We start from the raw sequence: 24,413 nt of genomic DNA, 5'->3' as shown, positions 1-24,413 counted from the left end.
ACTGGATTCGTACTTACAGCAGCGCAGATTTTCAACCATTAACAAAACAATTAGAAAGTTTAGTTGACAATTATGCCACTACTAATGCTGTTGTAAATTCAACCTACCGTTATGCTATGTTTTGTGAGCGCGACTTTTTTCAGGCTGCCTGGATTTTGGAGTAGTCTGCCTAATTACAGCACATTTCATCTGAATGAGGTACACAAGGGCGGGCAGGATGCCCACCCCACAAGATTTATCATATTAAGATAAGATGTGTACTTAATTTACCTGCAAAGTGCTGTAAGTCGGCGAGAGAAATTCAATATACTTACGGTAAGCTACGCTAACGCACCAATATGTTACAGCAAGCAACAAATAAAATTTCAGTAGATGTTGCAGTCTAGTGGATAATTCGGGGAATACTAAGAAAGCCCAATGAGTTAAATATAGCTTTCATGTCTATTATACTAACTAACCAAGAACTTCAATATCCCATCCCCTCAAAATTACACTCCCAAAGAGCGATGTCTACGATGCTTACTGAGCTTGCCGTTCGCGCAGCGTCTCGTAGAGAAGTACGGGCTATTCGGCGTCGCCTTGCAGAAAACCTCAAAAATAAGACGTAGCGATCGCCGAAATAGCAAATGGGATCGCCTTGCAGAAAACCTCAAAAATAAAGCGATCACTGTTGTGGAAGAGTGAGTGCGATGTCTACGATGGGCTACGCCTACGCATTATTAGCTGCTTGAATTGTCTCATCTGTAAGTTGCAGACGTGATTATTCTAGTTGTAGCTTGGGGTAAACGCAGTGAAACCCAACGAATAAACTATGATCAAGAAGCAGACTTGATTTACTAGAGTGCTTTGCATGGTTTCAGCAGAATTAATCTCCACTTTGCGAGAACTTAGTCGAGCAAATAAGTTTTACATTATGCAGGTTTTAATCTCAGAGTTAGCCCAACAGGAAACCGACCTGATTAAGCCTGATCAGTCCTATCCTGTGTGGTCGCCTTATGATGGAGTTGAAGCAGCAGATACTATGTTAAAAGTGCTACAAGCTGCTAAAACTCAAGACCATGCGTAACGCACAACGGTATTCCTTTATCCCGATTGATGTTGCATTGGGCGAAGCCAGTTTCCGCCCCTATCTACCACTTACTTTGATCTACCAGCAAAGTTCTGCGATCGCATCCGGTCTGTTGGATACTGGAGCAAGCGTGAATGTGCTTCCTTATTCGGTAGGAGTTGAGCTTGGTTACGTATGGGAGCAGCAGACAACTGCATTGAGTTTGACAGGTAATTTAGCTCAATACGAGGCGCGTGTCGTGGTTCTTCAGGCAGTAGTTGGGCAATTTGAACCTGTACAACTTGTATTTGCATGGACACAGGCTACAAACGTACCGCTAATTTTGGGGCAAGTTAACTTCTTTATGGAGTTTGATGTTTGTTTCTACCGTTCTCATTTACAGTTTGAGAGCAGCCCTAAATCGGTAGCCTTAGAGTAGCGGACGGAAGCCTTTGGTGGGGGTCATTGTAAAGAGCGATGTCTACGACGGGCTATTCGGCGTCGCCTTGCAGAAAACCTCAAAAACTAAGCGATCGCCTGTTTTGGAAGAGTGAGTGCGATCGCTTTGCAGAAAACTTTAAAACAAAAAGTAGACACGTAGTGGCTTTCGTCTGTCCACTAAATTGCATTGTTAGGTTCGCATCTGCCAAGATTTTGGATCTCTGCGACCATGAAAAATTGCTGTGACAATTACTCGACTCGAAACAATTCGATAGTACACAGCATAGGGAAATCGTCTTACTATTGCTCGTCGAACATCACGATAGGTAACTGCATAGGATTCTGGCATCTGGCAAATTAGATTCACCGTCTCGTCTACACATTCTAAAAACTCGTCACCCAGTCCAGGTTTTTGGTTCTCGTACCAACTGTGCGCGTCACTGAGTTCTTCTTGAACTTCTGGGCGAAATACCAGGACATAATTCATTGCTGTCCTTTAATTGACGTTTTGATTTCCTCCCAAGTCAGCACATTGCCTGGATTGAAATCGTAATCAGTTATTCGACGATCAAGCTCTTGCTTTTGTGCATCGGTTAAATCAGGGTAAACTTGCTCCGCAGCGATGCTATCCCAAATTGCCTGCACAATACGGATTCTATCTTCAACACTCAGAGTTGCAATTTCGTTCAAAGTAGCTGTAATGTCCATGCTGATTAATTGGGAGGAAAAGTAAGCGACTAATATACCTCAAATATAACGGAGAAGATTTTCTCCATCAAATTGAACGCTGCAATTGACAATCTGAGCGTCTCAAAGCTTGACAACAAGTCTGTGAGCGATCGCCTGTTGTCCAAGAGCAAGCGATGTCTACGACGGGCTATTCGGCGTCGCCTTGCAGAAATCCTCAAAAATAAAGCGATCGCCTTTTGTGGAAGAGTATGCGATCGTTTTGCAGAAAACCTTAAAAATAAACCGTAGACGCGTAGCGGCTTGTCGCTAAACATCGCTTGTTATGCAAGAGTGAGTGCGATCGCACCCTACAAATTCCCAAAATCGTATTCCCTACACTTCCAATAAAACAGGTAAGCTAACGCACCTCATAACCCACAGCTAATGCAATATTTTGCAATGGAAAATGCTAAAGTCTTTTATTTATAAGGGTTTTTTTGAAATTTATATTCAGCACAACAAAAACTGAATAATCAAAAATACGATATCATAGATGCAATAACTTAGATATATCAATCTAATATGAGTAACAATTTATTAAGCAAAAATATTACAGAACAAATGCAGGAAGAAGCAGAAATACAAATCCGCGACAAGAAAAAAGTAGTTGACTATAACACAATTGAGTACCCTATTGAAGTTATAGTTCAAAAATACCTAGTTGGTCTTGATGATGATTCTAATGAATTATTTATTCCAGATTACCAAAGAGCAATGATTTGGGATGAAAAAAGACAATCTAAATTTATTGAATCTATTCTGTTAGGTTTACCTATTCCTTATATTTATGTTGCAGATAATTCAGGCGAAGCAACAGACGAAAATCCTTTAGAAACAAAAGATTTAGCTCGTTTAGAAATCATAGATGGAACACAAAGGATTCGCACTTTAGCTAATTTTATTAATGACAAGTTATTGTTACAGGATTTAGAAAAGTTAGATAAACTGAAAGGATTTATATTTTCTAGTCTACCTATTGCACGTCAAAGACGTTTTCAACGAACAACCATAAGAATGATTCAACTCACAGAAGATGCTGATGAAGAAACTCGTAGAGATTTATTTGAAAGAATCAATACGGGTAGTGTTGAATTAAATCCAATGGAAAAAATTAGAGGTATTAGAAGAGGCCATTTTCTTGATTTGATAGATGAATTAGCGAAGTACCAAAAATTTCTTAGTCTTTGTGATTTTACAGAACCCTCGATTAGGAGAGTAGAACCCCAAGAATTTGTTTTACGATTTTTTGCTTTTTTAAATAACTATCAAAGTTTTAATAAAAATATTAATGAGTTTCTTGATAGTTATGTACAGGAAGTTAATAAAGCTGAACCAAATACTCTAGAAAACATGAAAAATGAATTTTATGCAATGATTGATTTTATTAAAATGTATTTTCCAACAGGTTTTAGACAAGGGAAGAAAAAGGATAGAACAACAACTCGAATTAAATTTGAATCTCTTGCTGTTGGTATAACTTTAGCTTTAAGACAGCAAGAAGACCTCAAGCCCGCATCAGTAGATTTTCTGGATTCAAAAGAATTTATAGGATACACTAGCAGTGATGCTAGTAGTTCTAGAAATAAAGTTATTCGTCGTATTGAATATGTCCGCGATCAGATTTTAGGTAGAGTTTAGTGAAAAAAGTATTAGATTTAGAGGATTTCAACGAACGTGCTAAAGACGTTAGTGATTATCTTCATTTTCTGAGAGATTTGGAGCAAGGCCAAATTTTATTAAGTAAGGATGGTGGAATTTCTAAAATTGATTCTGAATTAGATAAAAGTTTAAAATCTACTGGATTTTTATTACTTTACAATCTTATAGAATCTACTATGAGAAATGCTATTCAAAGTATTTTTGATGAAATTAGTAATAAAGGTGTTTCCTTTGATCAACTAAGACTAGAAATTAAAAAAATAATTTTGCAAAATTTAAATAAACGTGATGTTGAGAAAATCTTACAAGAAATAACAATTATTTCCTTAGATATGATTAAATATGGCTTTAATCGTGATGGTCTGTTCTCTGGTAATGTAGATGCTAGAGAAATCAAGATAATAGCTAAAGTATATGGATTTTCAGCTATTACTGACAAAGATACTAGAGATGGAATTGATTTAGTGTCAATAAAAAAAAATAGAAATGATTTAGCTCATGGTATTATGTCTTTTAAAGAAGTTGGTCAAAATACATCTGCCGAGAATCTTGTTGAAATAAGTGAAAGAGTTATAAAATATCTAAGAGAAATTTTAGAAAATATTGATGAATATTTAGTTAATCAGCAATATTGAGATTCTAAATAGAATAAAAGGAGGTAATATAAAATAAAGTGCATTTTTTATGTATTTAGATATACCATTATTCAATCTCTTTCTTACTTTGCGCGAGATTTAAAATTTGGTTTATTTACCTGAAAATTGCTGTAAATTTAAATTATTCAAAAAATAATTATTCACAATTTCTTCTAAACCAATGTCATGACTTGCTCATATTCTTCTTTATGGCTTTGCAAAGCATCCCAAAGATCAACTTTTTGGTGAAGATTAAGCCAAAGTATTGTCCCATTTCCTAAAGCTTTACCAAGACGTATTGCTATATCTACTGTAATTGATCTTTGACCATTAATAACTTCCTGAATTGTTTGATTAGATACTCCTAAAATTTCTGCAAATTTTGCAGTATTAATATCTAAATCATCTAAAATATCTGCAATTACTTCGCCAGGATGCATTGGTCTTACTAATCTATCATCAGTAATATCTTGCCAATTATCCATAATTAATACTTCTTACTTAATAATTTGATTAACCTTATTTAGCATTGTCTAGCCCATTAATATCATATTAACACAGGAGTTGGGCTTAACATTCATTAAGTAGTACTTGGAGATTCTCAAAACATCTCCTAACTCACTGCATATTCTGTAAACTGTCTCATAAAAGGAGACTGAAAACCTAACACAATATCTTCCTTGGGAACTCCCGCAGCTACGAAATTAGCTGCAATACAGCACTTCCAGCAGCTATGAGGTACATCCTCAAATCTGAAAGGTATGCTAGGAGAGGGGCAAGGAGAAAACTATATTGCATAACAGCCGGAAGCGCTGTATCATCTTCTGTACCATTCCACTGAAGCCAAATTTTCCCACCTTTAATATCAATATGAATAATACAACTATGTACCCAGTCTTGACCTTCCCACCCTACATGAACTATTTGATAATGGTCACGTTCTGTATCAAAAATTGTTTCAACTTCTATGTTTCCGTTAGCTGGTTTTTGCTCACTATAATCATGTAATATCTGTTGTACAAGCTGGCGATATCGAGTTAGTTTATCCATTGGAAAATCACCTCTTGTTCTACAGCATATATATTAAATTTTGCTCCCCAACTTACTGAAGTTACTAAAGCTTACCAAATCGCTTCTAAATTCAAAATAAACCCTCGCAAAACATCCTCCCCTGACAGCGCAGCAGGAGAATCCAACACCTCAACCTCTTTTCCTTGCCGATAAATCTCCACTTGTCGAGATTTGCGGTTGATTAACCAACCCAAAATAGCACCATTATCTCGGTATTCTCTCATCTTTTCTTGAGTTGCTTTCAAACTATCACTTAGCGAAAGTAACTCAATTACAAAATCAGGACAAATGGGGAGAAACTTTTGTTTTTCTTCTTCAGTTAAAGCATCCCATCGTTCTAATTTTATCCAGGAAGCATCAGGTGAACGATCTGCACCATTAGGTAATTTAAAATAAGTAGAAGAATCAAAAGCGATGCCAGTAGCATCAGTATCTGACCAATTAAATAATTGTTGATTTAGTCTACCATTACGATTTCCGGTTTCTCCCCCGGTTGGTGGCATGATAATTAATTCTCCGGTTGCAGTGCGTTCAAACCTCAAGTCACGGTTTGCCTGACATAGATTAAAAAACTGCTCATCTGTCAGTTCCAATACTGATTGAAGGTTGACGCTTAAAGCATTCATAGTCATATCTCGGATTGAAAAGTTAAGGCAGGCATTATGCCTGCCCATGTAATCCTAGTCTATCCCTTCAATCCGGTCTTCAACCTCTTGGTACAACTCGCGCAGACGATCTAAATTATCCTCGCTAGTCTCCCAATAACCGCGTCCATTCACTTCCAACAAAGTTGATACAATCTTGCGGAAAGAATGGGGATTAAGGTTTAACAACCGTTTCTGCATTTCTTCATCTTTGATGAAGGTTTCGTTAGTATCCTCATAAATCCAGTTATCCACAACGCCGGCTGTCGCACTCCAACCCGTTGTATTTACCAATCGCTTGGAGAGTTCGCGCACACCTTCGTAACCGTGAGACAGCATCCCCTCGTACCACTTGGGATTTAACAATTTGGTACGCGCATCCAAACGCACGGTTTCTGATAATGTCCGCACTTGTGCATTAGCTGTGGTGGTATCTGCAATATAAGATGCTGGTTTTTTACCATCACCCCGCAGACTTGCCACCAGCTTAGTAGGATCTGAATCGAAGTAGTGGGAAACGTCCGTTAAGCTAATCTCGGAAGAATCGAGATTTTGGAAAGTTGCATCAGCAGTTTTCAATGTACTTTCAAAAATCTGCCGAGATTCGTCCATGATTCCGGGGTTATCGGAATTGAAGGAGAAGGATTTCCGGTTGAGATACATTTCCTGCAACTCGGCTTCGCTGTCCCAAGTGCTGTTTTCTACCGCCAGGTTGATATTTGACGAGTAGGAACCCGAAGCGTTGGAGAAAACGCGCGTCGCTGCTTGACGCAGATTAATCCCCATTTCCTCAGCTTGCTGCAAAGCGTGTTTGCGAACAAAGTTCATTTCTAAGGGTTCATCCGCCTCAGCTGCCATCTTCACCCCTTGGTCTAGCAGGTTCATTTGGTTGATGAACAAGTCGCGGAATACACCAGAACAGTTGATTACTACATCAATTCTGGGGCGTCCCAACTCTTCTAGAGATATCAATTCCAACTTGTTCACCCGTCCCAAGGCATCGGGAACTGGACGCACGCCCACCATCCACATAATTTGCGCTAGGGATTCGCCGTAAGTTTTGATGTTATCGGTTCCCCAGAGGACACAGGCGATGGTTTCTGGCCATTTACCTTCGTTTTCCGCCTTATTACGGATCAAGAGCCTGTCTACAACGATTTTGGCTGATTGTACTGCTGCTGTTGTGGGGATGGATTGCGGATCTAAAGCATGGATATTCTTACCCGTGGGCAATACATCCGGGTTGCGGATGGGATCGCCACCAGGGCCGGGTAGAATGTATTCACCTTCCAAGCCTCTGAGTAATGCTCCCAGTTCGTTGTCGGCACAAACTTGTTGCAGACAGAATTCCAAATACTCAAGTAGGGGTTTGAGGGCGGCTGTGTCAACTTTGGGATAACCTGCTTTATGCAATGCTTCTACCCAAGGTTCCTTTTTGCCCATGTTGAAGAAATTCAACCGGGAAACCAGAGAAACTCGCCCTTCGGCGTCGATTTGCTCTTGGACAAGGGCGCTAACTGCTGCACGGGTTGCCAAAGTGATATCTTGCAATAACTGGACATCTTCTAAAATGCCCCGATCGCTATTTTGGTAAATATCATCAATGTTACGCCCAATGCTGTTAGCGATAATTCCCGGTAAGCCTTGAAGTCCTTCTTCTTGACGATCTAGACTAGCAATGTTGACGAGAGTTGCGATCGCTTCTTCTGCACTTGGAGGTTTCCCAATGACGTGCAACCCACAAGGCAACAACCGCGACTCAATTTCCATCAACTTGCGGTAGACCTTGCCAACAATATTATCGCGATCGTCGGCACTCATGTCTCTGGCATCGGTTTCTGGCAGGTTAATATCCTTATCCAGATTCACGATCCGGCATTTATCCATGATGCTGTTGACAATGGAAACACCGCGTCCACTATCTTTTAAGGTTTGGTAGGAAGCAATTAATTCGCTGAGTTCCTTCAAACCTTTATACAAACCAGCATTTTCTGCCGGCGGTGTCAAGTAGGAAATTGTTTCGGCATAACTCCGACGTTTGGCAATTGTTGCTTCACTAGGGTTATTGGCTGCGTAGTAATACAGGTTGGGAATTGAGCCAATCAAGTTATCTGGATAACAATCACCAGACATCCCCATCTGTTTACCTGGCATGAATTCCAAGGAACCGTGTGTACCAAAGTGCAGTACAGCATCAGCTTGCCAAACTTGCTCTAGGTAAGTGTAGTAAGCAGCAAAACCGTGGTGAGGACTAGCTGAACGGGAGAACAACAGCCGCATTGGATCGCCTTCGTAACCAAATGTCGGTTGTACACCGATGAAGACGTTACCAAATTGCTTACCATAAATCAGCAGATTTTGCCCATCGCTGTTGAGATGTCCCGGAGGTGGACCCCAGTTTTCTTCTAAACGTTGAGAGTAGGGTGTCAGCGCCTCATACTCAGGAACCGACATTTTGTAAGCAACGTTCAGTTCCGGGCTATTGTACTGCGCTTGAGCGTCATGGATGACTTCTTGCAGCAGCGCTTCGGCTGATTCTGGCAATTCTGGTAAGTCGTAGCCGTTATTTTTGAGGGCTTTCATCACCTCGTAGATGGAACCGAATACATCCAAGTAGGCGGCGGTTCCGACGTTGCCTTTATCTGGCGGGAAACTGAAAACGGTGATGGCGACTTTTTTATCCAGCTTCGGCTTGCGGCGGAGGTTAGCCCATTTTAAGGCGCGTTCGGCCACAGTTTCAACCCGATCGCGGAGTGCGATCGCTTTCCCTGTAGTTCCATCCCTACCTGATAAAATTATCGGCTCAATTGCCCCATCCAATTCGGGAATCGCAATTTGCAAAGCTACTTGAATTGGATGTAACCCTAAATCGCTATCCATCCACTCTTCTGTGGTTTGGAATACTAAAGGTAACGCCACCATGTAAGGACGGTTTAAGCGTTTGAGTGACTCGATTGCTTTGGGATGATCTTGTCTGGCTGGTCCACCCACTAAAGCAAAACCAGTCAGTGATATGACTGCATCTACTAACTGTATGTTGGTCGTTGGTTCGTAGAAATAGGCATCCACAGGCTTAGAGAAATCCAAACCACCAGCAAAAACTGGTAATACCCGTGCGCCTAGTGCTTCCAACTCCTGCACCATTGCTACATAATGAGCATCATCCCCTGTAACTAGGTGAGTGCGTTGCAATACCAACCCAACACAAGGAGCTAAGGGATCTTTGAGATCATTAGAGATATCCTTGCGAGATGTATACCAATTCAGGTATTCTCTGACATCCTCAAACATACTGGGAGCCAAAGGATGCCAAATCCCTAAATCGGGATAAACCATCGGCTGTTGATATGTAGAAGGTGCAAAATTTTGTTTCTCTAAACCTTTAAATACGTATTTATCAGCTAGCATCAGCAAGAAGTTTTCCAGGTTTTCTGGAGAACCACCTAGCCAATACTGAAAACTGAGCATGAAATTTCGGGCATCCTGTGCTTTTTCCATTGGTAGAAACTTCAGCACTTGCGGCAGCGTTCGCAAAAGCTTCAGCATCCCATCTTGGAATCCCGCACCGGATTTTTCTTTGCGTTTCCGCATGAATTGCGCGATCGCACTTTTTGACTGACCCAACTGTGCCAGAGAAAAGCTGCCCATTTTACTTAGGCGCATGACTTCTGGCATCGAGGGAAAGACAACAGAAACATCCAGGCGATCACGGTGTGGTTCTACTGCTGCTACTACTTTCTGTGCTAAGTCTTCGATGAAAATGAGGGAAGCGATGAAGATATTCGCACTCTCAATTTCTCGTTTGAACTCCTGGTAGTTCTCTGGGTCGCGGAGTTCCTCAATCAAGTACCCACTGATTTCAATCGCCAAGTCGGGATTGTTCGCGTTAATCGTGCGAACCGCTTGCGACAAAGCACTTTGGTACTGGGACTCTAGCACGACATAGACCACCTTGATTAAATTACGTCCGCGTAAGTTATCTGGCGCAATGTGTCTAATGGTGGACTTGACGTGGGTGAACATGCTTCTTCGGCTCCTTTGATGCGTGTTCTCTACTGGAAGTTTCTAGCGGCATCATCAGCCACAGTTAACTTCTGAACTTTAGGCAATATGTGTTTTTTATCAGAAAACGCTTACCCAATGGGCATTTTATCCTCTATCTGACACAAATCGATATAAAAAACTAAATATTTCTTTGTAATTATTTACTGTGTATTAAAGTATTTACTCACTTTTTTATAAATTTTATGTAATATTTTTTAATAGCTAGATAGTTATTTAAAGATATTATCCTCTTTAGAAAACAAAACCCACTGGTGTGGGTTGTAAAATTGGATATGTTTGGCGAAATGCGTAGGCATAGCCCGTCGTAGACATCGCACTCATTCATATTGGTTTACATCTAGATCGATAGACAGGTGAACCGAAAAGTTTTACAATCTGACTGATTGCGGTAAATTTACTTATTGCCCAATCCACATAAGCATAGTAAAGATTTTCTAGTGATTGCGTTTGATTGCCCAACCACTAAATTAATATAGGAAAGTCTTTGAGTTAAGGCGCAGCAAACAAATGGATGTAAAGCTGATTCTAGCGGGATTAACAGTTATATTTACGCTTTCGTGCTTATTTTTTGGCACGAAAAATGGATTCTATGATTCAGATAACTATCACGGCAATGGCTCTGCACATTGAGATAAATCTGTAGACGCTACGACTTTCCTTATGGTGAGTTGGTTAAGATAGCTCAGAAATTGCAAAGGGAAAATAAACAAGAGGCATCCTTTAGCTCCTAATTTGATAGCTTTCTTGTTAGCCCACCTTTCCGAACCAGTGCGGGTTCGGTAGAGGCGTCCTCCCCAATCAAAAATCTGTATTCTCAGGGTGTAGGGGCGCACAATAAAACTTACCCCTAAGTCACAAAACCAAAATTTATGTAACTTTTGGCTTTTGGGATATGTCCATGATGATCAGGTTTGAGGGGAGGAAGCATGAGGAATAATCTGTCGGCATCTTCTCGCGTAGATGATGCGGAAGCGAGTAGTGAATTAGAATGTTTGCCCTATAGTGTCCAGCATGACAATGAGGGCGTGTGTTTATTGGTGAAGATGGGGCCACACCGCATCCTGTTGGACTGTGGTTTGGAGGATATTTCATCGCTGGCTAAGGGGCTTACTAAGTCGGGAAGTGGAACTAGTTCGCCCCTACCAGCAGATTTAGTTTTGATTAGTCACGCTCACCCAGATCACGCCAGAGGCTTACTGGGACTGCATAAAACTTTTCCCAAGTTACCTATTTATGGTAGTGAGGTGACTAGCAAGTTGCTGCCATTGAATTGGCTAGACCAAGATGCTGAGGAAATTTCTCAATTTTGTCATGCCTTGCCGTTGCGATCGCCTGTGGAATTCCAAGAAGGTCTGGTGGCAGAATTATTTCCCGCCGGGCATCTACCGGGGGCAGTAGCAATTTTACTCACCTACACCACCCAGCAGCGTACTTACAAGCTACTGTATACAGGCGACTTTTTCCTGTCAAATTCCCGGTTGGTAGAAGGTTTGCGTTTAGAGGAATTGCGAGGATTAGACTTGGATGTGCTGATCATTGAAGGCAGTTATGGTACATCCCGTCATCCCCATCGCCGCACCCAAGAAAATCAACTAGCAGAGCGAATTAATCGAGCGATCGCTGACCATTGTTCTGTAATCCTTCCCACCCCGGCTTTAGGATTGGGTCAAGAACTATTAATGCTCTTACGCTCACATCATCACTTCACTGGACGAGATTTAGATATTTGGGTAGATGGTGCTGTCGCTACTGGGTGTGATGCCTACCTAGAACTGCTACCCCACCTCCCGCCATCCGTGCAGAATTTCGCCCGCCATCAACCCTTGTTTTGGGATGAACGGGTGCGTCCCCGCGTGCGTCGTTTGCAACCAGAACATCGTCCCACTGTTGGCAAGTCACCTTGTATAGTCCTTACCGACTCTACAGATGATTTGGGTAAGCACTGCCAACTAGACACAGGCCCTTGGCTGATCCTCCTACCAGAAAAAATTGATATAAAAGTTAACAAAGAATATTTAGCGCCTACCAATGTCGAAACCTATCTTTTAGCTCAACATAGTGATGGTCCTGGTACTACGCAGCTAATTCATAATTTGCGACCCCAGCACGTCATTTTTGTCCACGGTTCTCCTGCCTACTTGGCAGACCTAACTAGCTTAGAGGAGTTGCAAAACCGCTACCATGTACATTCACCGGCGGCTGACACCTTAGTAGAACTGCCGATCGGCGATACATTTTTACAACCAGCAGCACCAGAAACTAACTACGAAGGCGAACTGACAGAGTTGGGAACAGTAATCACCATCACCCTACCCAATGTGATTAGTGGCGATTCGCGTTGGCGGCAATTTGCCGATACTGGTTTAATTGAAGCTCGTTGGCAAGGGGAAGAACTAGTATTAAGGGGATTGTCTCAACGAGAACTGCTCACCGAAAATAGCGATCGCTATACATGGACAGATGTAGACTGTTGCGGTACCTGCCGACATCAAAGGGGGCAACGGTGTTGGAATCCAGCTTCCCCGTTATATAACTTTAAGGTAACTCTAGAAGGTTACTGTCCTGCTTTTGAAGGTCTAAATGATAGTCAATAGTCATCAGTCCGCTGCCCTTTGTCATTAATGACTAATGACTAATGACTAATGACTAATGACCAATGACTAATTATTCTGGATTCGAGTCAGTGTAACGGTTGTGGATGCGTTCAGCTTCGGGACAATCTTCAGTCATCAAAGGTTCCACATTACCGCGTGGTACTGAAGCCAGTTTTTGCGTTACAGCACCAATGCTCTCAAGGCGAACCATTTCTTCCCAAGAACAAACTTCGTCCTCTTCTTCTGTTTCATAGCGTAGGGTCACTAAATCTCCCTCTATGTCGATGATGCGGGCGCGTTCAATCCAGCGTTGCTGGTCCCGCAAGAAAACACATACCTCGCGCCCATCGCAACACAGTTGATAAATCTTGCGGTGTAGCATGTATTGTTTCTGCCTTTTTAAACAACGTAGTTAAACCTGTCAAAATCTGGGTTCTACCCCATTACATTACACCTTTAAGAGGTTAATTTCACCGTTCAGAACAAGTACGCTTCATGACCGAATCCCAAGATTTGCTAGTTGTCAAAATATCGGGAAATGTTGGGTCATCAATCAATGGTTGCTCTAGCTATGAACTCAATCTCCCTCCGGCTCGTTCTAGGGAATGTCTGCTTTATAAAAGTCAAACAATTCGGTACCTGTCCTAACCAGGTTTATATTTGTTGATGAGTCATTCTTACCATTATGTAATAAAGAATACTCCAAAATAATCGTTGATTGCGGTTGTTTAACTTGCCTACTTTTACTCATTGGCATTACGGGGAAGTCCGGGGACTTGGCTTTACTTTTACCCACTTGTACCTGATCTTAACTCATTCTCTTGCTGACCTTGATGCTTTTCAACAACAACACCCAAAGAGTTTTGAGTTTTTAAGGTTTTTGGCTGCTCATGACTAAGAAAAAGCCAACGGATCGGGGAAAGAGGCAAAGAAGATGGGAGGATCAGCAAGATTTATACGGTAGGGGAAATTCCATAAGCACATTCGACGAGGACGCTTCTCGTTTAATTTGACCTGCGCGAACTGCATTATATAGGGTTGCCAGGGCTGATAAATCCTGTTCCTTCCAGCATTTAGTGGCTAGTACTTGCTGGAGTAAACCCTCAGATTCAACACTAAGATATCCAGTTTTGAAGGCAGAGTCAACGAGTGTGCGAATCATCTTGATTAGGCCAGAGTAAACAATTTGTGATCTCAAGTGTGGAACATTTTTCTCTGCGACTAATTGATATGGAACATAAGTCTTGTGTGATTATAAGTACACACAACTAGTGATTTGCATCACAATATTAGCTTTAAGTGCATCTATCTCTTGGTATACAAAGATAGATGGTTACAAAAATTTTTCGCCCCAATGTTGAGAAGGCAGATAATTTAACAATATTAAAAATATAGAGAAACTTTTAGGCAAGTATCCAAAAAATCTCGTCAAACATCAGCAATCAGGCAAAAAACTGGCGGAAATCTTCATCCTTTTGACTTAATTGCACCCAGTCTAAGTTTAAAGACTGGAATTTTTGCACCAAGCGATCGCAAGCCGGACGTTCGGTAGCATAATGTCCAGCATCGATTAAAATAAGATTGCAATCGCGGCTTTCTTGAAACTGATGAAATTTACAATCAGAAGTCAGATAAGCTTGAGCGCCAGTTTTCGCTACGCCTGAAATGTAACTAGCCCCCGAACCGCCCAAAACGGCAACTCGTGAAATTGTTTGCTGTAAATCAGCAGTTGGGGAAAAAATCAAATTAGGGGAAGCAAGTCGGATTTGAATCGCTGTGAGTAATTCCTGTAATGTCAGAAATGGCTCTAGCAAACCAACACGTCCATATCCTAATCCGGCTTGTGTAGGTACTATAGGAGTAACTTCTTTGAGTTCTAAAATCTGAGCCAAAACGTCAGCAGTACCATCCTGCACTTGGTCAAAATTCGTGTGAGCAGTGTAAATACCAATATTGTGAGTAAAGGCTAACCTTACCATTTCGGCGATCGCTTCATCAGTGCGTAAAGATTTGGGAGGAGTAAAAATTAAGGGATGATGGGCAAATATCAGATTAGCATTCAGAGCGATCGCTTCCTGCATTACTGCCAAAGTCGGTGTCAAACATACCAAAACCCGTACTTTTTCCTGTAACACTCCTGGTTCAATCTGCCAGCCACAATTATCCCAGCTTTCACACCAAGTGGGATTTGCCCATGCTTCAAACCAAGTAATTAGATCAGCAATTTTCATAATTATTTTCTTCAGCAATTTTTAATTGCTAATCAGTGTCTCTGTGGTTGAATATCTAATTTTAATGCTAATTGCTGGCGCATTTCCTGAAAAGGTTTGTTCCATACAGGGCTAGCATTCCAGTTCCACACTGCCACCGGGATAAGTTCTTCTTCAGCAAGATAACTTAACAGACGATATTCATCTTTTGGTTCACGAGAAAAAGTGAAGGGATTGCGGTAGCCAGTATCACATAGTTTATAAGATGTGACCTGACCATGACTAATACGTTGTAAAAGTTCTTTACCTTTGACGAGCAAATAATCCAAAAAAACCAGACTAAAAGGCTCTATATGTGCGCGTTTTTGTGGCTCTTTTTGTACCCATCTTGCCCACTCAAATCCATAGATAAAATCGTGAACGTAACGAAAGCGCATTTCCGTTTTATTTCCGAACATCTCTGTCAGAGAAACCATCTTTTCGCCAAAAACTGTTAAAAAAGAAATAGCGCCCTCATCTGCTAGTAAAGCCTGCCTAAGTATACTACTTACTAGAAAATCAAAATCCCAGAAGATGTTTTCTGGAAAATTTTGCAACTGAGTATATACTATGCATTCGAGAGTTTCCTGAAGAGTTGCGAGGAGTTTAATATCAGTGTTTTGTTCAGTAATCAAATTTCCCAATTCTGTAAAACTGGTAATTAATGTTTTGTGGGGATTAAGTGATAATAGGTTAACAGACTGCTGGGTAAAGATTTCATCAATAAATCGGAAAGTATGAGTTTGTGTCAGTTCTTGCTTCATAGTAATTGAAATAGCCCAGTCAGCTTACACTAAATATTAGTGTATATGGGAATAAACAGATAATTAAATAATCACAAATAAACTTAACTTTTGAATTTACAAATTTACACAAATTATTTAGTATGTGCCTGATTAATTTTGCAGCAATAATTTTAATTAGAAAGTTACCACTGCAAAATTTATTTAATTCTTACAATATTACACCTACCTACGCAGTATAACTAGAGTATTTAAACTCTACAAAGCTACACTTTAAATAAATGAAACGTGAGAAATTTCTATCCAGAAATATGCACAACCAATTCTCTTAAATGACTGCGCTGGCGGTGTTCCCAAATATAAATTCCCTGCCAAGTTCCTAGCACCAAATGACCACGATTAATGGGGATATGTTCAGAAGTATGGGTAAGTGCGGTACGAATGTGTGCCGGCATATCATCGGCACCTTCTGCATCGTGGATGTATTTGCCTGATTCTGGGACGAGTTTTGCCATAAAATTAGCTAAATCCACAAGAACATCAGGATCGGCATTTTCTTGGATGACTAAACTGGCTGAAGTGTGGCGCAAAAATAGAGTACAAAGACCAGTTTCAACTCCTGATTCTGCAACTATGGCTTCAATTTTTGCAGTGATATTATAAAAAGATTTGCCAGTAGTGGAAATTTTTAGTAACTTTTGGTAGTGACTCATTTAAAACACTAATTATTGATGAAAGTAAAGCTAATTAACAGTTGAATCTAGTTGATTTGGTTGTTGTTCTGCCGTTGGTTGATCGCTAGACTGAGTATGTCTTGTCCTAAAGAGGCTCAACACCGCATTTACAGAATTTTTTAAGACATCGGGGATGATCGGTGTGTTAGGCAGATTGTGAGATAAAGCTGTAATGTTAGCCCAATCTGGCTCTGGCAGTTGTAACCTATTTTTCGAGGATGTTGTATCGTCTTGGTTGGTATTCATAGTTTTTGTAGTTCAGGAATGAAATAAACTGTTACTTGATGTAACAAGGCAACAAAGGCAATTACGGGAGTCACAAAAGTAGCATATGTCAAGGATTGAGAAATATCCTCTACTTGCTTCTGGTTTTCATTATAAGTCTGTCTCAAGTTAACTAACATCTGTGACTGGTACTCTTGAGGTGAGAACTTCAAATATTTATTCTGAAACTCGTCAGTTTCTAGGTTGGGCTAACAAAAAATTTGCGTGGTAATAAAGCCCGTATTAGTAGCATAAAGTTGAAAAGTGGTAACAATATTTCTATTACACTGAAAATACTAAATATCGTAATCAGTCTAGATATTGTTAGAAAACTTAATAATGCGGTGTTTGTGAGAAATAGAATGTTCATCTGAGTGATTAAAATTTGCCGTTCTTCTTTTTGTCTTTCTATAACTCGACGCACATATTGGGCGGCTAATTCCAACGTTTCTTTGTCTATTGTTGGATTTTCGATTATTAATTGACCTTGTTTTGAATAACTTTATTTTGAGTGTAAATACTTAATAACGGCATGAGCGATCGCTTCATTACCATCCTTAGCAATTGGTTGAGATTGCTTTGGTGGTTGAGGTAAATCATGGAGAAAATCCCAAGTTTCTTGAAAAAACTCAGATGGGGTGATGATTTGATGCTGATTATAATTAGTTATACCTTCTATTATAAAAGTTGCTTCGGCAAAGTCCTCACGCGGGATGCTAACAATAGGTACTCCTAGTAGTGTGGCTTCAGAAAAAGTACTGTAACCAGGTTTAGAAACGACTCGTCCACAAATAGGCATAAAATCTACAGGGCGATATTTGCGCTCGCTAATTTTCACTAAATTAGGTAAATCAGGGACAGATTGATCAAAGACGATAAATTGCCAATCTGGAAATCGCCGCAGGTTTTCATAGGGGATTTGCTGCAAACCCAAGCCGCCAAAGGTCAACAAAATAGTTTTTTCCAGTGGTGCAGTTATTCCCCAAAGAGAGCGTAAATCATCAGCAGAGTGACGGGGAGAACCGCCTGTTAAGCCGACATCTGTGATATTGTTAAAAGCTGGCATTGGTTCGTGGAAAGGGAGACGAAACAGGCGATCACACTTTGAGTACCAATCACTAATCCAATCGGCAATTGGGGTAAATTCACCTCCCCAATCTCGATATATCAAGTCCCAGCCAAAATTACTCATCATCCAGCAGGGAATATTTGCAGCTTTGGCAAACCCAGGAGCAAGGAAGGGAATATCTGCCAAGATGAGATTAACGCGATTTTGGCGGATAAAATTCACTTCTGAAGCAATCAGCGAATTTTGATGCTTCTTAATATCCAGCAACTTTTCTAAAGTCGCTACTTTATCCATTGTCAAACTATCCGTTTGCACCACACCCAAATCAAACGCACGGGGACGATAGATAAAATCGCCTTCTATATAGCACTCTAATAACCAGCGTGGGGCAGTGGTAACAAGAATTAGCAAAACTTCTGGACATAATTTTTGAATTGTCGCAGCGACAGAAGCTGTGCGGGCAGCATGACCAAAGCCGTGGTTAGTTATAGCTATGTATAAAATTGGGCGTTCCATTTTAATGTTAAGAATTATAAATGATTAAATTTAGAATGTAATTGAGTTTCTAGCCAGTCTTTAATGGTGTATTCATTCTTGAATAGCAAAATATTTTCATCTATTTCAGGAGGCTAAAAATTTTGTATTAGTTCTGCAAAAATCTCTTTTTTGATTCCTTGACGTTTTTTAGTTTGTTCATTGATTTCCATTCTTATGTAAATTTCCTCTAGCGGAACATCGAGGTAAATTACTTTGGTTTCATAATTATGTCGTTTGGCGACCTCTCTAAATCTGTCACGCAACCAACGAAAACAGTTTGTGTCATCAAGAATGATATCTTATTGTAGTTGCATTAAATTGGCCAAAATACCAATTGCGATTTGGTGAGTATTTTCCCACTCTTCAACAGAAATACCATCTCCACCAAAATCAAGCCCTCGCTCTTTATTAATATCATCCAAACTTATAGAACCCATTTGATATCTTTTTTCTAGCTAGCAGCTAGTCTTCTGAGCATCAATCTGATAAAACAAAGCTTGAGCTTGGCATTGGCACGAGCGAGTGTCCGGTCAAAATTTTTGACTAAACTTTTACATCGCTCCACCCAAGCGTTTGACCTTTCAATTATCCATCTAGCGGCAACAGGCACAAATCCAGATTTTCCACTAGCTTCCTTTTCGGCTTTCGATGGCTTGGCTGAAAGTTCAAATTGGATGAAAGCTCATGATTTGAGGATAAATCTGCTCTAACGCTTGGGTAAGTTTATCAGGATGATAGCCATGATCTATAGTGAGTTTGTTTACCTGCACCATTACAACTTAAGATATTAGAATGGAGTATTTTCAATAATTACCGATTCGATTAATTCAGTCAGTTCAAAGCTGAAAATACGTGAATAAAAGTAGAGTTCCGCTTCTAGTGATTTTTTGATGTTTTCGGCTTTGCGGAAGCCATGTTGTTCACCTTCAAAGGGAACATAAGCCACTGGCAGACCTTTAGCCTGCAAGGCTGTAACCATTGCTTGTGTTTGGTTTGGTGGAACGACTTGATCTTCTAGTCCCTGGAAAAAAATTACAGGGCAGTCAAGACGGTCAGTAAAATTGATTGGCGAGCGTTGTTGATAAATCTGACGCTGTTGTGGGTAAGCACCAATTAAACGTTCCAAGTATCGCGATTCAAATTTGTGTGTATCCCGTGCTAAAGCTTCTAGGTCACTGACTCCGTAGTAGCTGGCACCGGCTTTGAAGGTATTACGGAAAGTCAAGGCACAAAGCGTTGTATAACCACCAGCACTGCCACCGGAAATTGCCAAACGCTCGCCGTCAACTATCCCTTGTTCTACTAGGTAACGCGCACCAAAGACGCAATCATCTACATCAACAATTCCCCACTGACCATCTAATCTTTGACGATACTCTCGTCCATAACCTGTGCTACCACCATAATTTACATCTAGAACCGCTATACCCCGGCTAGTCCAGTACTGAATACTAAAGCTCAGGTTACTAGAAGCAGCTGCGGTTGGCCCACCGTGGCTTTTGACAATCAGAGGAGGTTTCTCAGTTTCAGGAGCAGTGTAATCAAGGTTTTGAGGTGGGTAAAATATAGCATAGGCGGTTTGACCGTTAGCTGTCGGGTACTCAATTGGCTGAGGGAGGGAAAGATAACCAGGATCAATTGTTACATCATTAGAACGGCGTAACACTTCCAGTTTGTCGGTAGCCAAATCAAGTTGCACAATAGCGGATAACTCAGTCGGAGAACTTGCTCGGAAAACAACTCCTTCTAAGGTTGCCTGAATACCACTAATTTCCGTATATGGTGTCGGCAGAGGTTTCAATTGAGTTGTTGTTGTGTCAAGACTCGCTAAGTGCCAAGTACCTTGTTGGGTATATGTGCAGATAATGCGGTTAGCTGACTCGAAAGCATAAGTTGACATACCTAAAAGCCACTGGGGACGACCAAACTCTGCCTTCATTTGTGTCAAAGCTTGTATTTCTCCATCTTGCCAACGGTAAAGATTCCACCAACCAGTACGGTCACTGATAAAGTACAATTTGCCATCACTAGACCACTCCGGCTGAAATATGGATTCATTGAAACCACCAGCGATTTGTTGAGTATTACCTAAACAGCCATCTGCTAGAAGTTCCCCCACCCATAGTTGAGTACCATCCCAAGGCATATTTGGATGGTTCCAAACCAGCCAAGCCAAGCGAGAGCCATCAGGGCTAAGACGGGGTGAGGCGTAAAAGTCGTTTCCAGATACTAACGGTTTGCTATCTCCTTCTAATCCCAGACTCACCAGTGTGTTGATTGGCTCACGGTCAGGAATGGTGTGATCCTCAGATACACAAATAATTCGGTGGCGTTGACGGTCAAAAATTCCGTCTGCATAGCGCACAGCAACTAGGGGTGTGATGGCTTGCGGTTCAGTATTAATCTCCTGACGATAGAGGCGTTGGTCGGCAAAGTTGCTAAAGTAAACAGTGCTATCAACAACGAAAAAAGAGTTACCGCCATATTCATGAACACGGGTACGCACATTGAAAGGCGCAGGAGTGACATCCTGAATTTGATTATTGGCACTCCGTCTTACTACCACAGTTCTGCCTTGCTCGGACGGTCGTAACTCACTCCAATAAATGTCTTCGCCATCAATAGCAATTTGCCCCAATCCAATTGTACGTGCAGTAATTAAGTCTGTTGTGATGGGTGATCTCCAAGAACCGTAAGATGCTACCTCTGGTTGAATCACACGCTATAAACTCCCTAATTTCAATAATTAATATCATTATCGAACTTCTCATTCCCCATTATTTGACTTAAATAAAAATTCAGTAGACTGAAAACTTTTGTGAGCGCTCTGGGTATAACTCTTGATTTACAATGCTTGAACCCCTTAAAAACTGGGGTGGATCTAGGGGTTTTTTGTATGTCCCCTCGAAAAGGGGGAATAGCAAAAACTAGGTTTGGCATTATTACCTTCAAATCCTTGTCAGCAAAGCTTTTTCCCCCAACGTGTCTCAGAAACTATACTTTTTGAGACATACCAAAATTATGTCTCTTTTTATGTCTCAAAATGCAATTATCTCAAAGTCTAAAGAATAATGAGAAGTTATCTTAGAAAATCTGCCGCTTCTCAGTCATAAAAATCCTAATCCTCCTTTTCGAGGGTTTGTACAAAAAACCCCATCTAGCGAAGCTGTCATGAGGGGCAAGATAGGTGGAAACTATTGCTATATCTACGCTATAGCATTTTTGACATCGAACTAGAATTTCTGCATGAAAGCACTGGTACTTTTCACCCCATAATTGCTTTTCGCCTAGCACACATAATTACAAATACTGTTTGGTTGGAGTCTCTGGATTGGGCTACAAAGCTTGATGTCAAAGAGTTTCAGTCAATTCACCCCAAAAGATGATCATTGCCCTAGCTGTAAAACCTGTAAATAAAGTTAATAAATACTCCGGTTTTTGTAGCTATAGATACCTAAGTTTTGTCCCCTGGTGTCAATTTTACTCAAACATCGCTGAAACCTATATAGAACCCATTTGATATCATTTTTCTAGCTAGCGCAGCTAGTCTTCTGAGCATCAATCTGATAAAACAAAGCTTGAGCTTGGCATTGGCACGAATGAGTGTCCGGTCAAAATTTTTGACTAAACTTTTACATCGCTCCACCCAAGCGTTTGACCTTTCAATTATCCATCTAGCGGCAACAGGCACAAATCCAGATTTTCCATTAGCTTCCTTTTCGGCTTTCGATGGCTTGGCTGAAAGTTCAAATTGGATGAAAGCTCATGATTTGAGGATAAAATACACCGTCAAGAATTTGCCCCTTTGTCCACAAAGGGGGTCTAGTTCTTTTCTTAGTCGGCAATAATGGCTCAATAATTTCCCACTCTTTGTCTGTCACGTTGCTTGAATACCCCATTTTCAACCCTCACTGCTTGAATCCACCTATTTCTGTTGATTCTACTTGGTCGCCTAAAAGATACCAAATGGGTTCTAAAGATGCACAGTTTAGATAATTGACTATTGCTTTAGCTAAAGTACTTTTACCGGAAAACGCCAAGCCACAAAGTAAATAAAGGGTTTTCATTTAGTTCAGCAAAGTTAAGTAAAGTCTAATTTACTAGCCTTGGCGAATTGAATTCGCAGCTACACAGACAAAACTCACACTTCGACCCTTCGACAAAGCTCAGGGCAACGCAAGCTCAGTGACTGCCTCCGTGGGTTTAAAAAGCTTGATTTTCTCCCAGTCCACGGAGGTGGACTTTTCTGCGATACGCTGTTAGCGTTCGTTTATGTAGTAGCGAATTGTATTCGCCCAATACTTTTCAAACAACCTCTGAGCTTGAGATAGCATAACTTCTCCTACATTTTGCAAAAACCTTGAATCGTCTCAACTAATAAATCAATTTCCGATTCTAAAGTAAAGTAATGGAGGGTGGCACGTATACAGCTAGGATCGGCAATTGTCCGAGTTAATATTCTTTGTGACTCTAAAAATTGCACCAACTGCAAATGAGCTTGCGGCTGATTATTTATTAGTTGAAAAGAAACTATACCGCTTTCGGGTGGAGAAGTTCGCAAACATTTAATATCGGGTAACGCCGTCAATTGTCGCCAGAGGTACTCACTATTTTGACAAATTTGCTCGTAACGTTCCTGTGAGGTTCCCCATTGCTGATGAATTGCGATCGCCTCCTTTAACCCAACATACAAAGGATAAGCTAATGTAGACACTTCGTATCGTCGCCCATCTGGAAGCCAACCCACAGGCTGAGATTGACTATCTACAACAATGCCATTCAAGCCAATAAACGTAGGTTTTAGGCTTTCTCGTGCTTCTGGTCGAACATACAAACCACCAGCACCCGCAGGACCACATAACCATTTGTGACCAGTGAAAGCATAAAAATCTACTCCCAATTCAGTCAAGTTTAAAGGCAATAAACCAGCAGATTGGGCAGCATCTATCAATAGTAAAGAATGATTATTTCTGCATATTTCGGCAATTTTATCAAGAGGTAAAACTTGACCAGTATTCCAGAAAACATGACTCAATATCACTAGGCGCGTATTAGGGCGCAAGTGCTGGGCAATAACTTTTACGGGATCGCCCTCATTTAAAGTCGCCTTGAGAGGACAGGTAGTAACTTCTACAGCAAATCTTCGTGCGATTTCCTGGGCTGTGGCAATTACGCCTGGATGTTCGCAGTCTGAGAGCAGGAGATGGTCGCCAGCTTGCCACTCAATGCCCCATATAGCGATATTACAGCCAACAGTGACATTTTGCGTGAGAGTAATTGTTTCAACTGGTGCATTTAACTCCAAAGCGATCGCTTCTCTTGCAGCTTTAGTCTGGGGCGCTATCCAGCGATACGCCTCATTGCCAAAGGGACCTATATGCTGAACATGAGCTTGAGTTTGGGCGATCGCATCCATTGCCCTTTGGGGCATCGGTCCTTGTCCCCCATAATTGAAATAAGTCTTATTCGCTAAAGCGGGAAATTGCTCTCGATGGCTATGCAACCTGGTTTGTGCGACAGAAGTACTAGTCATACCGATTTTAGATTTTGGATTTTGGATTAATCATAGTTTCTCATCTCCCCCTCTCTCACTCCATTATTAATAGGACTTACGCAAACAATAGCCGAAAAGAATGATTTTTAGGTAGGGGCAATTCATGTAGCTTTAGCTGACCGCAGGGTATTGCCCCTACCGTGTGTAGTTTTGCGTAATACCAATTCTGTATGAAGATGCGCTAAACCATATTTAAACCGCGTCTATCTTGAAACCTGTAGTTCTTCGGTGATGAAAAGGATTTGCCCTCATCCCCCAACCCCTTCTCCCAGATTTGGGAGAAGGGGAGCCCTCACCCTAAATCCCTCTCCCAGATATGGGAGAGGGATTTAGGGTGAAGGCAAAAACTACGGTTCTCAACTTAGATGAGGTTTAAG

The 24,413-nt window shown here is 41.0% G+C and carries 27 protein-coding genes and 2 pseudogenes; 10 read left to right on the top strand and 19 right to left on the bottom strand.

Features of this window, described 5'->3' with window-relative positions:
- From ACYTXL_RS31440 to ACYTXL_RS31425, 4 genes and pseudogenes are all read left to right on the top strand, one after another.
- Positions 1 to 164, top strand: a pseudogene (locus ACYTXL_RS31440) (TenA family protein); the annotation flags it as partial.
- 273 nt (positions 165 to 437) lie between these two features.
- Positions 438 to 608 (top strand): hypothetical protein, encoded by a 171-nt coding sequence (locus ACYTXL_RS31435; protein WP_461928047.1) that lies wholly within the window; start codon positions 438 to 440, stop codon positions 606 to 608.
- Between the two features lie 242 nt (positions 609 to 850).
- Positions 851 to 1,066: a hypothetical protein gene (locus ACYTXL_RS31430; protein ID WP_461928046.1), complete on the top strand. Its 216-nt coding sequence runs from the start codon at positions 851 to 853 to the stop codon at positions 1,064 to 1,066.
- Positions 1,059 to 1,487 (top strand): aspartyl protease family protein, encoded by a 429-nt coding sequence (locus ACYTXL_RS31425; protein ID WP_461928045.1) that lies wholly within the window; start codon positions 1,059 to 1,061, stop codon positions 1,485 to 1,487. Before ACYTXL_RS31430 ends, ACYTXL_RS31425 begins: the two co-directional genes overlap by 8 nt.
- 192 nt (positions 1,488 to 1,679) lie before the next feature.
- Here the strand turns inward: ACYTXL_RS31425 and ACYTXL_RS31420 are convergent, their stop codons facing one another.
- Together ACYTXL_RS31420 and ACYTXL_RS31415 are read right to left on the bottom strand one after the other, a co-directional pair.
- The gene (locus tag ACYTXL_RS31420) at positions 1,680 to 1,976 is read right to left on the bottom strand and encodes a type II toxin-antitoxin system RelE/ParE family toxin (RefSeq protein ID WP_461928044.1); all 297 of its coding nucleotides are present in this window, start codon (positions 1,974 to 1,976) and stop codon (positions 1,680 to 1,682) included.
- Positions 1,973 to 2,197 (bottom strand): addiction module protein, encoded by a 225-nt coding sequence (locus tag ACYTXL_RS31415; RefSeq protein ID WP_461928043.1) that lies wholly within the window; start codon positions 2,195 to 2,197, stop codon positions 1,973 to 1,975. The genes ACYTXL_RS31420 and ACYTXL_RS31415 overlap by 4 nt, the downstream gene beginning before the upstream one ends.
- Positions 2,198 to 2,269: 72 nt before the next feature.
- Here ACYTXL_RS31415 and ACYTXL_RS31410 point away from each other — a divergent pair, with 72 nt between their 5' ends.
- From ACYTXL_RS31410 to ACYTXL_RS31400, 3 genes are all read left to right on the top strand, one after another.
- Positions 2,270 to 2,467 carry a hypothetical protein gene (locus ACYTXL_RS31410; RefSeq protein WP_461928042.1) on the top strand — a complete coding sequence of 66 codons (198 nt, stop codon included), beginning with the start codon at positions 2,270 to 2,272 and terminating at the stop codon, positions 2,465 to 2,467.
- A 273-nt stretch (positions 2,468 to 2,740) separates the two neighbouring features.
- Positions 2,741 to 3,856 carry a DUF262 domain-containing protein gene (locus ACYTXL_RS31405; protein ID WP_461928041.1) on the top strand — a complete coding sequence of 372 codons (1,116 nt, stop codon included), beginning with the start codon at positions 2,741 to 2,743 and terminating at the stop codon, positions 3,854 to 3,856.
- A complete protein-coding gene (locus ACYTXL_RS31400) occupies positions 3,856 to 4,512 on the top strand; it encodes an MAE_28990/MAE_18760 family HEPN-like nuclease (protein ID WP_461928040.1) in 657 nt (218 codons plus the stop codon). The genes ACYTXL_RS31405 and ACYTXL_RS31400 overlap by 1 nt, the downstream gene beginning before the upstream one ends.
- 173 nt (positions 4,513 to 4,685) lie before the next feature.
- Here ACYTXL_RS31400 and ACYTXL_RS31395 read toward each other — a convergent pair whose 3' ends face one another.
- The 4 genes and pseudogenes from ACYTXL_RS31395 to ACYTXL_RS31380 all read right to left on the bottom strand — a co-directional run bounded on the left by ACYTXL_RS31395 (position 4,686) and on the right by ACYTXL_RS31380 (position 10,250).
- Entirely contained in the window at positions 4,686 to 4,997 is a 312-nt protein-coding gene (locus tag ACYTXL_RS31395; RefSeq protein ID WP_461928039.1) for a HigA family addiction module antitoxin, read from the bottom strand.
- Between the two features lie 128 nt (positions 4,998 to 5,125).
- Positions 5,126 to 5,562: pseudogene (locus ACYTXL_RS31390) on the bottom strand (element excision factor XisI family protein).
- Positions 5,563 to 5,633: 71 nt separating this feature from the next.
- The gene (locus ACYTXL_RS31385; RefSeq protein WP_461928038.1) at positions 5,634 to 6,209 is read right to left on the bottom strand and encodes a Uma2 family endonuclease; all 576 of its coding nucleotides are present in this window, start codon (positions 6,207 to 6,209) and stop codon (positions 5,634 to 5,636) included.
- A gap of 54 nt (positions 6,210 to 6,263) precedes the next feature.
- Positions 6,264 to 10,250: a magnesium chelatase subunit H gene (locus ACYTXL_RS31380; RefSeq protein WP_461928037.1), complete on the bottom strand. Its 3,987-nt coding sequence runs from the start codon at positions 10,248 to 10,250 to the stop codon at positions 6,264 to 6,266.
- Between the two features lie 968 nt (positions 10,251 to 11,218).
- Here ACYTXL_RS31380 and ACYTXL_RS31375 point away from each other — a divergent pair.
- Positions 11,219 to 12,886, top strand: a complete 1,668-nt coding sequence (locus ACYTXL_RS31375; RefSeq protein ID WP_461928036.1) for an MBL fold metallo-hydrolase — start codon at positions 11,219 to 11,221, stop codon at positions 12,884 to 12,886.
- Between the two features lie 70 nt (positions 12,887 to 12,956).
- On the opposite strand, the gene ACYTXL_RS31370 is transcribed toward ACYTXL_RS31375, so the two are convergent.
- The 10 genes from ACYTXL_RS31370 to ACYTXL_RS31325 form a co-directional block, all read right to left on the bottom strand.
- Positions 12,957 to 13,268, bottom strand: coding sequence for a DUF6679 family protein (locus ACYTXL_RS31370; protein WP_012408115.1), 312 nt, complete (start codon positions 13,266 to 13,268; stop codon positions 12,957 to 12,959).
- Between the two features lie 561 nt (positions 13,269 to 13,829).
- Positions 13,830 to 14,048, bottom strand: a complete 219-nt coding sequence (locus ACYTXL_RS31365) for a hypothetical protein (protein WP_461928035.1) — start codon at positions 14,046 to 14,048, stop codon at positions 13,830 to 13,832.
- Between the two features lie 280 nt (positions 14,049 to 14,328).
- A complete protein-coding gene (locus ACYTXL_RS31360; protein WP_461928034.1) occupies positions 14,329 to 15,117 on the bottom strand; it encodes a Nif3-like dinuclear metal center hexameric protein in 789 nt (262 codons plus the stop codon).
- 32 nt (positions 15,118 to 15,149) lie between these two features.
- Entirely contained in the window at positions 15,150 to 15,899 is a 750-nt protein-coding gene (locus ACYTXL_RS31355) for a hypothetical protein (RefSeq protein WP_461928033.1), read from the bottom strand.
- A gap of 278 nt (positions 15,900 to 16,177) precedes the next feature.
- Positions 16,178 to 16,591 (bottom strand): secondary thiamine-phosphate synthase enzyme YjbQ, encoded by a 414-nt coding sequence (locus ACYTXL_RS31350; RefSeq protein ID WP_461928032.1) that lies wholly within the window; start codon positions 16,589 to 16,591, stop codon positions 16,178 to 16,180.
- Between the two features lie 30 nt (positions 16,592 to 16,621).
- On the bottom strand, positions 16,622 to 16,858 hold the full coding sequence (locus ACYTXL_RS31345; RefSeq protein ID WP_461928031.1) for a hypothetical protein: 237 nt from the start codon (positions 16,856 to 16,858) through the stop codon (positions 16,622 to 16,624).
- Entirely contained in the window at positions 16,855 to 17,016 is a 162-nt protein-coding gene (locus ACYTXL_RS31340) for a hypothetical protein (protein ID WP_461928030.1), read from the bottom strand. The genes ACYTXL_RS31345 and ACYTXL_RS31340 overlap by 4 nt, the downstream gene beginning before the upstream one ends.
- A gap of 362 nt (positions 17,017 to 17,378) precedes the next feature.
- A complete protein-coding gene (locus tag ACYTXL_RS31335) occupies positions 17,379 to 18,461 on the bottom strand; it encodes a glycosyl transferase (RefSeq protein WP_461928029.1) in 1,083 nt (360 codons plus the stop codon).
- Between the two features lie 113 nt (positions 18,462 to 18,574).
- Positions 18,575 to 18,775 (bottom strand): AAA family ATPase, encoded by a 201-nt coding sequence (locus ACYTXL_RS31330; protein WP_461928048.1) that lies wholly within the window; start codon positions 18,773 to 18,775, stop codon positions 18,575 to 18,577.
- 6 nt (positions 18,776 to 18,781) lie between these two features.
- Positions 18,782 to 18,919 (bottom strand): hypothetical protein, encoded by a 138-nt coding sequence (locus tag ACYTXL_RS31325; protein WP_461928028.1) that lies wholly within the window; start codon positions 18,917 to 18,919, stop codon positions 18,782 to 18,784.
- Positions 18,920 to 19,021: 102 nt separating this feature from the next.
- Between ACYTXL_RS31325 and ACYTXL_RS31320 the strand changes: the two genes are divergently transcribed.
- On the top strand, positions 19,022 to 19,192 hold the full coding sequence (locus tag ACYTXL_RS31320; protein ID WP_461928027.1) for a hypothetical protein: 171 nt from the start codon (positions 19,022 to 19,024) through the stop codon (positions 19,190 to 19,192).
- Between the two features lie 77 nt (positions 19,193 to 19,269).
- Here ACYTXL_RS31320 and ACYTXL_RS31315 read toward each other — a convergent pair whose 3' ends face one another.
- Entirely contained in the window at positions 19,270 to 21,201 is a 1,932-nt protein-coding gene (locus ACYTXL_RS31315) for a S9 family peptidase (RefSeq protein WP_461928026.1), read from the bottom strand.
- Positions 21,202 to 22,102: 901 nt separating this feature from the next.
- On the opposite strand from ACYTXL_RS31315, the gene ACYTXL_RS31310 reads away from it, so the two are divergent.
- Positions 22,103 to 22,330 carry a hypothetical protein gene (locus ACYTXL_RS31310; RefSeq protein WP_461928025.1) on the top strand — a complete coding sequence of 76 codons (228 nt, stop codon included), beginning with the start codon at positions 22,103 to 22,105 and terminating at the stop codon, positions 22,328 to 22,330.
- Positions 22,331 to 22,390: 60 nt separating this feature from the next.
- On the opposite strand, the gene ACYTXL_RS31305 is transcribed toward ACYTXL_RS31310, so the two are convergent.
- Together ACYTXL_RS31305 and ACYTXL_RS31300 are read right to left on the bottom strand one after the other, a co-directional pair.
- Positions 22,391 to 22,549, bottom strand: a complete 159-nt coding sequence (locus tag ACYTXL_RS31305; RefSeq protein ID WP_461928024.1) for a hypothetical protein — start codon at positions 22,547 to 22,549, stop codon at positions 22,391 to 22,393.
- A gap of 275 nt (positions 22,550 to 22,824) precedes the next feature.
- Entirely contained in the window at positions 22,825 to 24,015 is a 1,191-nt protein-coding gene (locus ACYTXL_RS31300; protein WP_461928023.1) for an aminotransferase class V-fold PLP-dependent enzyme, read from the bottom strand.
- Positions 24,016 to 24,413 lie beyond the last annotated feature (398 nt).

Source organism: Nostoc sp., from assembly GCF_054880495.1.
This window is presented reverse-complemented; position numbering and strand designations above follow the sequence as displayed.